This is a genomic window from Janthinobacterium silvisoli (assembly GCF_014200725.1).
Lineage (GTDB): Bacteria > Pseudomonadota > Gammaproteobacteria > Burkholderiales > Burkholderiaceae_D > Janthinobacterium.
The window spans coordinates 2,063,621-2,075,599 of sequence record NZ_JACHCL010000001.1 but is presented as its reverse complement, the minus strand read 5'-3'; the positions used below and the strand labels follow the sequence as shown (position 1 = coordinate 2,075,599).

Annotated in this window: 10 protein-coding genes; 7 read left to right on the top strand and 3 right to left on the bottom strand. The window is 59.0% G+C overall.

Going from position 1 to position 11,979, the window contains the following annotated elements:
• The first annotated feature begins 174 nt into the window (after window positions 1–174).
• From HDE75_RS09315 to HDE75_RS09285, 7 genes are all read left to right on the top strand, one after another.
• Window positions 175–1,548 carry a KamA family radical SAM protein gene (locus HDE75_RS09315; RefSeq protein ID WP_183674637.1) on the top strand — a complete coding sequence of 458 codons (1,374 nt, stop codon included), beginning with the start codon at window positions 175–177 and terminating at the stop codon, window positions 1,546–1,548.
• 2 nt (window positions 1,549–1,550) lie between these two features.
• Window positions 1,551–2,894: an MFS transporter gene (locus tag HDE75_RS09310; protein WP_183674640.1), complete on the top strand. Its 1,344-nt coding sequence runs from the start codon at window positions 1,551–1,553 to the stop codon at window positions 2,892–2,894.
• Window positions 2,839–3,690 (top strand): fumarylacetoacetate hydrolase family protein, encoded by an 852-nt coding sequence (locus HDE75_RS09305; RefSeq protein WP_183674643.1) that lies wholly within the window; start codon window positions 2,839–2,841, stop codon window positions 3,688–3,690. The genes HDE75_RS09310 and HDE75_RS09305 overlap by 56 nt, the downstream gene beginning before the upstream one ends.
• A gap of 200 nt (window positions 3,691–3,890) precedes the next feature.
• Complete coding sequence (locus HDE75_RS09300) at window positions 3,891–6,050, top strand: TonB-dependent siderophore receptor (RefSeq protein WP_183674645.1); 2,160 nt, start codon at window positions 3,891–3,893, stop codon at window positions 6,048–6,050.
• A 3-nt stretch (window positions 6,051–6,053) separates the two neighbouring features.
• Window positions 6,054–7,586, top strand: coding sequence for a histidine-type phosphatase (locus HDE75_RS09295; protein ID WP_183674648.1), 1,533 nt, complete (start codon window positions 6,054–6,056; stop codon window positions 7,584–7,586).
• Between the two features lie 45 nt (window positions 7,587–7,631).
• Window positions 7,632–8,186: a carboxymuconolactone decarboxylase family protein gene (locus tag HDE75_RS09290; RefSeq protein WP_183674651.1), complete on the top strand. Its 555-nt coding sequence runs from the start codon at window positions 7,632–7,634 to the stop codon at window positions 8,184–8,186.
• Between the two features lie 118 nt (window positions 8,187–8,304).
• On the top strand, window positions 8,305–9,852 hold the full coding sequence (locus tag HDE75_RS09285; RefSeq protein WP_260173848.1) for a S1C family serine protease: 1,548 nt from the start codon (window positions 8,305–8,307) through the stop codon (window positions 9,850–9,852).
• Between the two features lie 53 nt (window positions 9,853–9,905).
• On the opposite strand, the gene HDE75_RS09280 is transcribed toward HDE75_RS09285, so the two are convergent.
• The 3 genes from HDE75_RS09280 to yjgA form a co-directional block, all read right to left on the bottom strand.
• The gene (locus tag HDE75_RS09280) at window positions 9,906–10,574 is read right to left on the bottom strand and encodes an alpha/beta hydrolase (protein WP_183674654.1); all 669 of its coding nucleotides are present in this window, start codon (window positions 10,572–10,574) and stop codon (window positions 9,906–9,908) included.
• Entirely contained in the window at window positions 10,571–11,203 is a 633-nt protein-coding gene (gene mog, locus HDE75_RS09275; protein ID WP_183674657.1) for a molybdopterin adenylyltransferase, read from the bottom strand. Before mog ends, HDE75_RS09280 begins: the two co-directional genes overlap by 4 nt.
• An 87-nt stretch (window positions 11,204–11,290) precedes the next feature.
• Window positions 11,291–11,890, bottom strand: a complete 600-nt coding sequence (gene yjgA / locus HDE75_RS09270; RefSeq protein WP_183674660.1) for a ribosome biogenesis factor YjgA — start codon at window positions 11,888–11,890, stop codon at window positions 11,291–11,293.
• Window positions 11,891–11,979: the final 89 nt, after the last annotated feature.

The window sequence follows — 11,979 nt, the reverse complement described above, 5'->3', positions numbered from 1 at the left end:
TACATACATGCAGTAGAAGACTTGTTGATGTGCGGCAATTGGTTCTTTCTGGCAAGAACTATGATGACTTTCCCAGCATGGCGATATCGCACCATGAAAAGAATATGGCCGGAGATGGCCTGATTTTCATGCTCTTTAATGGAAGTTGTTATCACTACCGCACAGGAGTCGAGCATGTCCGATGACAGTAATGAACTTTCCAGCGTCAAATTCAAACCCTATACGCGGCAGACCATTAGCCAGGCGCGGCAATGGGACTGGCTCCCTGCCGAACAGCGCGAAGCAGTGCAAGTGGTATCACACGTCTTGCCGTTCCGAACCAATGAATACGTGCTCGATCAATTGATCGAATGGAACAATATTCCCGACGATCCGATCTATCGCCTGGTGTTCCCGCACCGCGACATGCTGCCGCCCGAGCAATATGCCCATTTGCGCGAGCTGGTGCTGGTGCGGCAGGACAAGGCCGCCATCGATGCGTATGTACGCGGCATTCGCCTGGGCATGAACCCGCATCCGGCGGGCCAGATGACGCATAACGTCCCAACCATGAATGGCGAACCGGTGCGTGGCTTGCAGCACAAATATGCGCAAACCGTGCTGTTTTTCCCCAGCGCCGGCCAGACTTGCCATGCGTATTGCACCTTCTGTTTCCGCTGGCCCCAGTTTGTCGGCATGGACGACATGAAGTTTGATGCGCGCGAATCGACTGAACTGGCCGCTTACCTTAAGCTGCATACGGAAGTGACCGACGTGCTGATCACGGGTGGCGACCCGATGATCATGAATACGCGTTCGCTGGCCGCCTATCTGGAACCCTTGCTGGACCCGGCGCTGGTTCATATCCAGAATATCCGTATCGGCACCAAGTCGGTGGCGTACTGGCCCCAGCGTTTTGTGTCCGACCGCGATGCGGACGACTTGCTGCGCCTGTTTGAACGCATCGTCAAGGCGGGCAAAAACCTGGCCATCATGGGCCATTACAGCCATGCCGTCGAATTGCGCCAGGATATAGCCCAGCAAGCCGTCAAGCGCATCGTCTCGACGGGCGCCACCTTGCGCATGCAGGGCCCACTGATACGCCACATCAATGAAGATCCGAATAGCTGGGCCGAGCTGTGGCAGACGGGCACGCGCTTGGGGGCGATTCCGTATTACATGTTTGTCGAGCGCGACACGGGCCCGCGCGGTTATTTTGAAGTACCGCTTGCCAGGGCCCACGAAATTTTCCAGGCCGCTTACCAGCAGGTATCCGGTTTGTCGCGTACGGTGCGCGGGCCTTCCATGAGCGCTTTTCCCGGCAAGATCGTGATCGATGGCGTGGTGAATATCGGTGGTGAAAAAGTATTTGCACTGCAGTTCTTGCAGGCGCGTAATCCGGACTGGGTACGGCGGCCGTTTTATGCGAAGTTCGATGCAGAAGCGACTTGGTTCGACGATTTACGGCCTGCATTTGGCCAGGAGAAATTCTTCTTCGAACTCGATGCTAGCCTGCCGGAAGTAGTGCACGCACCGCAGCGCGTGATCCACCTGGTGCAGGCAGCCTGAACATGGACCGCGCCGGCTTGCCACCACGATCCGGCGTGGCCGTGTTTTGCCTGATATTTTTACCGTATGCGCTGGGGCACTATCTGTCCTGTCTGCTGCGTGGCGTGAATGCCGTGCTGACTTCAGAATTGCTGGCGACCGTGCCGCTGACAGCGACGCAGCTGGGTTTGCTGACCAGCGTGTTTTTCCTGGCGTTTGCGCTGGTGCAATTGCCAGTTGGCATGGCGCTTGACCGTTATGGCCCGCGTACGGTGCAACTGCTGTTGCTGCTAGTGGCGGCGCTCGGCGTATTCCTGTTCAGCCGGGGCCATAGCTTTGCCGAACTGATGTGGGCGCGCGCCGTGATGGGGGCCGGCCTGGGCGGCTGTTTCATGGCTGCCGTGAAAGCCATTTCCGGCGCGGTCGCGCCTGCGCGGCTGCCATCCATGCATGGTTATCTGATCGCAGTGGGTGGCCTGGGCGCGGCCACGGCCACCATGCCTGTCAAGCTGGCCCTGCATTATACGGATTGGCGCGGCCTGTTCCTGGGGCTGGCGGTTGCGGCGCTGGCTCTGGTTTTGTTGATCCGCCTGCTGACTCCAGCCATGCCTGCACGTCAGGCGCCCACTACGCCTGCTATCCGCCTGCGCGATGTGTATGCCGACCCTGCCTTTCGCCGCACCATCCGTTTGATCCTGTTGCCGCATACCGTGTTTTTTGGCATCCAGGGCTTGTGGGTAGGGCGCTGGCTCAGCGACGTGGGCGGCTTGTCTGACGATAATGTGGCGTATCTTTTGTACCTGGGCATGGCCGCCGTCATCTTTGGCGCCATCGCCATGGGTATGCTGACGGAATGGGCGGCGCGGCACGGTATCACGACCATGCAAGTGGCCGCTATCGGCATTGTCTTGTTTGTGCTGGTGCAACTGGGCATGGCCAGCAACTACCAGCCAGGCTTGCCCTTGTTATCGGTGTTGTTTACCTTGCTGGGTACGGTGGCCGGCCTGGAATATGCGATTGTCGCGCAAAGCATGCCGCCCAGTTTGACGGGGCGGGCGGCTACCTGTCTGAACCTGCTGATTTTTACGGGGGCTTTTCTGGTGCAGGCGGGCTTTGGCCTGATCCTGGGGCTGTGGCCAGTCGATGCCCAGCATCATTATCCGCCCGAGGCTTACCGCCTTGCGTTCGCGATTGTGGCGGCCCTGCAATTGCCGGGGCTGTTGCTGTTTTTCATGGAGCATATCAGGCAGGCCGGTGCATCCGGTAAAATGGCAGCCTGCTCAGCGGCAATGATTAACTCCAAGGAAGACTATGAAACTCGTTCGTTACGGACGTCCAGGCAAGGAAAAACCAGGCCTGATCGATGAAGAAGGCAAATTGCGCGACCTGTCCGGCGTGATCGCCGATATTGATGGTGCACAACTGTCCGACAAGGCCTTGCGCAAGCTGGCCAAGATCGATGAAAAAACGCTGCCCCTGGTACGCGGCAACCCACGTTTCGGCGTGCCGCTGGCCAAGGTCGGCAAATTCATCGGCATCGGCTTGAATTACGCCGACCACGCGGCCGAAGCGGGCATGCCCTTGCCGGCCGAACCTATCGTTTTCATGAAGGCGGTGACTTGCCTGAATGGTCCGGACGATAATGTGATCTTGCCGAAAGGCTCGAAAAAGACGGATTGGGAAGTGGAACTGGGCGTGGTGATCGGCACGCGCGCACAATACGTCAGCGAAGAAGAGGCGCTGAAATACGTGGCCGGCTATTGCGTCGTGAATGACTTGTCCGAGCGCTCGTTCCAGCTGGAACGCGGTCCGCAATGGGACAAGGGCAAGGGTTGCGATACCTTCGGCCCGGTCGGCCCATGGCTGGTGACGCGCGATGAAGTGTATGACGTGCAAGACCTGGACCTGTACCTGGAATTGAATGGCAAGCGCATGCAGACCGGCAACACGCAAACCATGATTTTTAATGTGGCGCAAATCGTCAGCTATCTGTCGCAATTCATGACCCTGGAAGCGGGCGACATCATCGCCACCGGCACGCCGCCAGGCGTAGGCCAGGGCCGCAAGCCGCAGCGCTTCCTGAAAAAAGGCGACAGCCTGCGCCTCGGTATCGCCGGCCTGGGCGAGCAGCAGCAAGACGTGGTGGCCTGGACCGCCAAGTAATCTGATCCCAGCACTAGCACTGAGCAGGCCATCATCGGTGGCCTGCACGGTGCGCTCGCCAGCTTCTTGTCAGCATGGCATGGCACAAAGATCACAGCGCTGTGCATGACATCAAATGAGCCCGATCCGGTCATACGATTGTCACACAAACTCACTATCATGATGCACCTAATAACCTCCCTCCTCTTATTAGGCACTTCATGTTCCCCACCTTGTCTTCCACGAAACACCCGCGCGTCACCCGTTTGCATCTGGCCCTGGTAGCCGCCGGCCTGTGCGCGCTGCATACTGCCGCCTTTAGTGCCGCTAATGCCACCGATGCTGACGCTTCCAGCCCGGCTTCCGGTGCGGATTCCGGTGAGGTTTCCCGCGTGGTAGTCAAAGCCACGGTTGAAAAGAAAAAGCTCAGCGATAGCGTCAGCAGCGGCGCCCTGGGCCGCAAGTCGGAACTCGATACGCCATTTTCCACCAAGGCCGTCAGCAGCGATGAAATCGAAGACCGCCTGGCCACCAGCATTTCCGAAGTACTGAAATACGATGCCTCCGTCACCGCCATCAGCCCGCCGATCAGCACCCACCCGGCCACCATCCAGATGCGCGGCTTGCGCCTCGATGACTTGAATGGTTACAAGGTCGATGGCCTGGCCAATATCAACCGTGGCACGGAAATGCCGCTGGAAATGTTTGAAAGCGTGGAAGCGCTGAAAGGCTTGTCCGGTTATATGTACGGCTTCGGCTCGCCAGGCGGTATCGTCAACTATGTTAGCAAGCGCCCGACCACCGACAAGAGTTTCAGCGCTGCGCTGGGTTACCAGGAAGGCGGTGCGATCAAGGAGCATATCGATACCGGTGGCCGCCTGGGCGACGATGGCAGCTTTGGCTACCGTTTTAATTTGCTGCATGAAGATGGCGGCGTGAAGGAAGAAAGCGGCTCCATCAACCGCAATGCCGCCAGCCTGAACCTGGACTGGCGCCTGAGCCGGGATCTGACCCTGAGCTACGATGTGCTGTACCAGCGCCGCGCCACTGTCGGCGGCACCGACGTCGTCATTTCACCGAGCTTCAAGGTGCCTGCGCCGATAGCCGGCGACAGCAAGCTCAATAGCATAGGCGCCGGCAGCGATGTCGAATATTCGCTGTACACGACGGGCCTGGAATACCGCTTGGCGCCGGACTGGACCGCCAATTTCTCGTACCGCACCTCCGATTCGAGCCGCGTCTACAAGAAGGACCAGTACTACATCACCAGCAATACAGGCAACTACAAGGACCGCGTCACGTCCGAGCGCCACGACTACCATTTTGACCAGGTACAAGCCAGTCTCAGCGGCAAGTTCGCTACCTTCGGCCTGCAGCATGAAGTGGTGGCGGGCGTCATGTCGCAAAACCTGGATTCGACCGATTCTGTTGTCACGCCGAAACCCTACCTGGGCACCGGCAACCTGTATGCACCGACCATCTTCAACGCCACGAACACCAATTACAGCGGTGGCTTGTACCAGGATGAAACCACGCGCCAGGATGCGGTGTTTGCCAGCGATACGCTCAAGCTCACCGATAACTGGTCTGTACTGGCCGGCCTGCGCTACACGCAGTACCAGGACACCGCTTATTCCACCAAGGGCGCCGTGATTGCCAGTTATCCAGCCAACAAAACCACGCCGACCATCGCGCTGATGTACAAGCCAGCCGCCGACACCACGCTGTATGGCAGCTATGTCGAAGCCCTGGAGCAAGCCTCCAGCGCGCCGACTTCGGCGACCAATGCCTTGCAGACTTTTGCACCGATCAAGAGCAAGCAGACCGAGTTCGGCGTCAAGACGGAACGCAGCTTCTGGAATGCCAGCGCAGCCGTGTTCCAGATTGAGCGGGGCGCCCAGTACACTAATGCCAGCAACGTCTACGTGGCAGATGGCCAGACGCGTTACCAGGGCCTGGAATTGAACTCGGTGCTGCAGGCAGCGAAGAATGTGTCGATCGAAGGCGGCATCATGCTACTCGATGCCACCTTGCAAGATGCGGCGCCCGGCTACAGCGGCAAGCGCGCCGTCGGTGCGCCGCGCCGCCAGGCTTCGGTGCAAGCCACCTGGCGCGAAGTCTTGCCGGGCCTGGCCCTGCACGCGGGCGCCCAGTACCTGGGTGAGCTGGCGATGGATGCGGCCAACGCCAACACCTTGCCATCGTATGCGCTGTTGGACGCGGGCTTCAACTACCGTCACCGCTACTTCGGCAAGATGGTCAGCGTGCGCGCGAATATCTCGAACCTGGCTAACCGCAAATACTGGACTTACTACCAGGAGAACTACCTGAACGTGGGCTCGCCGCGCACCGCCAGTGTGAATGTACGGGTAGACTTCTAAGGTATGAAAGTCCACCATCTTGCGGCCGGTGCCGCGCTGTCCCTGCTGCTGGTCAATGCTTACGGCGAACAGTACTACCAAAGCAAAACGCCGTATGCGCCGCAGCAGGATATGGCCAGCTACGAAGCGGCGCCGCCAGGCTATCGTCCTGTCTATACGCAGCTGCTGGCGCGTCATGGCTCGCGTGGCCTGAGCAGTTTCAAGGCCGACCTGGCGCTCTACAATCTGTGGCGAGAGGCCGAGAAGGACGGTGCTTTGACACCGCTGGGCCAGCAACTGGGGCCCGATATCCGGCAACTGATGAAGGCCAATTTTCTGCTCGGCTATGGCGTGGACGGAATCAGCAAGCCAGGCTATGGCAATGAAACCATGCAGGGCGTGGCTGAACACACGCAGCTGGCGCAGCGCCTGTACCAGCGCTTGCCGCAACTGTTCAATGACGCTGCGGGCCAGTCGCGCCAGATCGTCGTCGTCACTTCCGGCAAGGACCGCGCAGTCGACAGCGGCTATTTCTTCACGCGCTCGCTGCTGGCGCAGCAAACCAGCCTGGCGCCGCTACTGGCCTACCCCGACTCGCTGGCCCCGCGCGCCGAAACCAGTCACGCCAGCCGTCCCAAGGGTACCGACCGCTATCTGCTGTATTTCCATAAACTGAGCGTCAAGCAAGACCAAGTGGCTGACACTGCCGATCCGCTGTATGCAACTTACCAGGCCAGCCAGTCTTACCAGGCCTGGCTCAAGAGCGATGAGCTGCGTGCCCGCGAAGCGGCGATACTGGCGCAGCCGCGCCTGGCCAGCGCAGCAAAAGCGGTGCTGGAACGCCTGTTCACGCCAGCGTTTGTTGCGGCGCTGGAGCAGGGGCGCTACCGGGTCGCCAACACCGGCACCTACAGCTACACCAGCGCCGACGGCAAGTTCAGCAATACCCTGAGCGGCGATGGCGATACCGTGATCGCCTCAGCTACCGACGCCGCGCTGGCGCTGTACGAGCTGTATGCGGCGGCGGCCGATATGCGCGAAGAAGTTGCGGCCGACTTCACGCGCTATGTGCCGCCTGCGCAGGCCGCAGTATTTGCCGCGATTGACGATGCGCAATCGTTTTATGCCAAAGGGCCGGGTATCGCTGAAAACGGCGACCTCAACTACCGTATGGCGACCACCTTGCTGGACGACTTTTTCAAGGAAGTGGACGCGGTTGCCAGCGGTGACCTGTCGCATGCCGCCAAGCTGCGCTTTTCCCACGCGGAAATCGTGATCCCCATGGCGGCCATGCTTGGCTTGCCCGGCATGGCGGCAGCGTTGCCGCGCGCTGCCATGTATAGCTACGACAATAATCCGTGGCGCGGCGCGACGGTGGCGCCAATGGCAGCCAATATGCAATGGGATGTGTACACGGATGGCAAGGGCAGCACGCTGGTACGCATGTTGTACAACGAAAAAGAAACCGATTTCAAGCCCGCTTGCGATAGTGCCAGGATGGCCCCGGCCAGCCACTTCTATCGTTATGCTCAGTTGAAGAGTTGTTATCAGCACTAGCAAGCACATGTACACTACGGGCAAGAGCCTATACAGAACCTTGCCATGACTGATCGCCTTCCGCCCCTTGCTTTCGAACAATTGAGTACAGAGCAGCAAACGGCTGCGCAAGCCATCATCGATGGTCCGCGCGGGGCGCTGTACGGTCCCTTCGTGCCACTGATCCGCAGCCCCGAGCTGATGGAAGCTGCCCAGCGCCTCGGTGAATACCTGCGCTACCGCAGCGCCATCGGCACGCGGCTGTCGGAACTGGCGATCCTGGTCACGGCGCGCCAGTGGGATCAGCAAGTTGAATGGGCCATCCACGCGCCACTGGCGATACAGAATGGCATCGCACCAGCGGCCGTGGACGCCATCGCCGAGCGGCGCATGCCGGGTGGTTTGCCGCCAGACGAGCAAGCTGTGCATGATTTTTGCATCGAGCTGCAGCAACACAAGCGGGTCAGCGATGCGACGTATGCGCAGGCCTTGCGCCTGTTTGGCGAGCATGGCGTGGTCGATTTGATGGGCATCAATGGTTATTACACGTTTTTGGCGATGGTGATGAATGGGGCGCAGACGGCGGTGCCGGTTTCGACGGCAGAACCGCTACCGGACTGAGGCGGAGTGCTGCGAGGTGTTGAGGTGTGTTGTTAAGGAGTAACATGGATAAAATGTCATATATTCTTGCCATTGCTGAATATATACTTTAATTCCCCTTCCACAGCGAAAACGCTCCATGAAAACTCGTTCGTGCTTCATCCTGATGGGCCGCGCCGTTCTGGCGTTGGCCCTTTCTTTTTGCCCATTGATCACGGTACAAGCCGTGGCTGCTGAAACCGCCAGTGCTTCGGCGCTGGAAAACTCGGTCGTCAAGGTATTTTCCACCTTGCGTGGCCCTGATCCGTACAAGCCATGGAGCAAGGCCGGGCCGCAGGAAGTGACGGGTTCCGGCGTGGTCATCGATGGCCACCGCATCCTGACCAATGCGCATGTGGTCGGCTATGCCAGCCAGGTGCAGATCCAGGCCAATGGTGCTGGCGACAAGATACCGGCCACCGTGCTGGCCATCTCACGCGGCATGGACCTGGCTTTGTTGAAGATTGATGACGACAGCTTTTTTGACAGCCACAAACCGGTGCCGCGCGCGAACGTATTGCCCGACGTACGCGACGCCGTGCTGGCCTATGGTTATCCGACGGGCGGCACCTCGCTGTCTATCACCAAGGGCATCGTTTCGCGCATCGAGTTTGTGCGGTACAACTACCCTGTTTCCGGTTTGCGCATCCAGATCGATGCAGCCATTAATCCCGGCAATAGCGGCGGCCCCGTGATCGCCGGCGACAAGATGATAGGCCTGGCTTTTGCCGGTGCACTCAATATGCAAAATATCGGGTACATCATCCCCAACGAAGAAATCGATTTGTTCCTGCGCGATGAAGCCAGCGGCACCCCCCATGGCAAGCCTGCCATGTTCGATACGATACAAACGCTGGAAAACCCGGCCCTGCGCACTTTCCTCAAGCTCGGCAAGAATGTCGAGGGCGCCGTGGTGCTGGCGCCGTTCAGCAAGGAAGCCGATTATCCGCTCAAGGAACTCGATGTCATCACGCATATTGGCGATTTCCCGATCGACAATCAGGGCATGGTCAAGCTCAATGCCAACAGCCGTGTGCGTTTCCAGTACAGGGTACAGCAGCTGGCAAAAAATGGTCTGCTGCCGCTGACGGTGGTGCGCAATGGCGCCAGCATGAAGGTCAGCCTGCCCGTCTCGTCGTCGCACCCGATGCTGATCCCTAGCCTGGCGGGCAACTATCCGTCTTATTTCATCTTTGGCCCGATGGTATTTTCGCGCGCCACGTCGGAATTCATGAATGTTCCGAATGGCAATCCGCAGATACTGTATGGCATGGCTTTTGCGGGCAATCCCCTGATGACGCGGCGCGGCGACAAGCCTGATGCCCAGCGCGAAGAACTGGTGGTGATCGCTTCACCATTCTTCCCGCATAAGCTGATGAATGGCTACAGCACGCGCTTCTTCTCGGTCTTGTATTCGGTCAATGGCGTACCCGTGCGCAGCCTGGCCCATCTGGTTACCCTGCTGCGCGACCAGACCGATGACTTGCTGACCTTCCGCTTTGAGCAGCGCGACGCCGAAGCGATTGTCGTGCCCCGCAAGGAAATGCTGGCGGCGACGGAATCGATATTGACCGACAATGGTATCCGTTCGGAAGCATCGCCCGATATGTTAAAAATCTGGAATGAAAAAACGCCGGCAGGCAAATAAGCCCCCGGCGTGATGTTTGACTGACAGGCGCGGCTTTCGCTGCGCCTGTTTTCTCAGGCCAATACTTTTTTCAGCCAGGCGCCGATATCGTCGATTTCTTCCTGGCACAGCGAGTGCTGCATGCGGTAGGCATGCCACTCCACCTTGTAACCCAGGCCGGTCAGCAAGTCGCGCGACTGTTCTGCACGCGGGATTTGCACCACGGGATCAGCCGTGCCGTGGGCCATGAAGATCGGCGTGTCCAGGCTGGCGGGTGTACGTTCGGCAGCGGTTTTATCTGCCAGCGGCAAGTAACCGGACAAGCACATCAGGCCAGCCAGTTTTTCCGGGTGGCGCAAGCCGGTTTGCAAAGCCATGGCGCAACCTTGCGAAAAGCCGGCCAGGATGATGCGGTTAGCGGGAATACCGCGAGCTTTTTCACGGGCGATCAATGCTTCGATCTGTGCTTGCGAAGCGCGCAAGCCGGACTCGTCTTCGCGGCGCACCAGGTCGCTTACCAGGATGTCATACCAGGCGCGCATCACATAACCGTTGTTGATGGTGACGGGCATGGTGCCGGCGCTGGGGAAGATGAAGCGGATGCCAGGGCAGCCGCGCAGATCGAGTTCCTTGACCAGCGGCACGAAGTCATTGCCGTCGGCGCCCAGGCCGTGCATCCAGATGATGGATACGGTCGGGTTCGCTGCGCTGTCGAGTTCTATGGTTTCCAGCAAAGTGCTCATGTATTTTCCTCTGGTAGGGGTTGCGCCGGTCGCAGCGCGGATTTGGGGCGGAAAGCCTTGCAGATGGCCGGGTCGGTTTCCATGTAGGGGCCGCCGATCAGGTCGATGCAATACGGTACGGCGGCGAAAATGCCGTTCACCAGTTGCTTGCCATCGGCATCTTTCAAGCCTTCCAGCGTTTCCTTGATAGCCTTGGGCTGGCCAGGCAGATTCATGATCAGGCAGGCGTGCTCGGGCGTCTCGCGGATCACCGCCACTTGGCGCGACAAGATCGCGGTGGGCACGAATTGCAGGCTGATCTGGCGCATCTGTTCGCCAAAACCCGGCATTTCCTTGCTGCCGACGGACAGGGTGGCGTCGGGCGTCACATCGCGCCGCGCCGGTCCCGTGCCGCCCGTCGTCAGGATCAGATGGCAGCGGTTCAGGTCCACCATGTCGATCAGGGTGTGTTCAATTTGCGAGCGCTCGTCGGGGATCAGGCGTTTTTCCAGGCGGAAAGGCGTGCGGATGGCCGCCGACAGCCAGCTTTCCAGCGCGGGAATCCCCAAGTCTTCATACACGCCGCCGCTGGCGCGGTCCGAGATCGACACGAGGCCGATAATCAATTCGTCTTCGATAGCGTTGCTCATCGGTCACCTATAAAGTCTGAAGTGGCGTACAAACAATAAAACCGGGATTATCCCGGTTTTTTTCCCATCTGAGGGCAAGACAGTGTATTACTCGTCTTCGTCCGACTCGACATCACCTTCTTCTGCATCATCCTTGCCGCCGTTTTGCTTCTTGGCGATCTGTTTCAGGATCTGGAAGATTTCGCGGTAGGCTTTAGGCGGCTTGTTCTCGGCTTGTTCCTTGCGGGCATTGCGGATCAGGGTGCGGATATGTTGCACGTCCAGTTCCGGGTTTTCCTGCAGCAAGACGGTCAGGGCCTTGTCGTCTGTCAGCAGCTTGTCGCGGCGGCGTTCCATCGCGTGCATGGCGGCCGTATCGGCTTTCGACAAGCCTTTCCAGCTATCGATGGTGCGCTGGATGGCGGCCACTTCCTCTTCATCGAGGGTGCGCATTTTCTTGCCCACGTATTGCATCTGGCGCCGGCGGCCTTCGTGATCCTTGATCAGCTGGCATTCCAGAATGGCGTCGCGCACGTCTTCCGGCATCGGTACGCGCTTGACGCGGTCGCGTGCTTCATTGACGAGCTCTTCGCCCAGCTTTTGCAATTCATTCATCTGGCGCTTGAGTTCCGACTTCGATGGACGTTCATATTCCTGTTCGAATTCGGAGGATTGGAAGCCGCAAGCTCCCCGGTTTGGATTTGGCATGATATTAAGGCGGGAGGGGGCTGGTAGCCCACTCCTGTAAACTGTAAACGACTGCTATGATAACTGTTTTAGCGGCTCTCCGAAGAAAA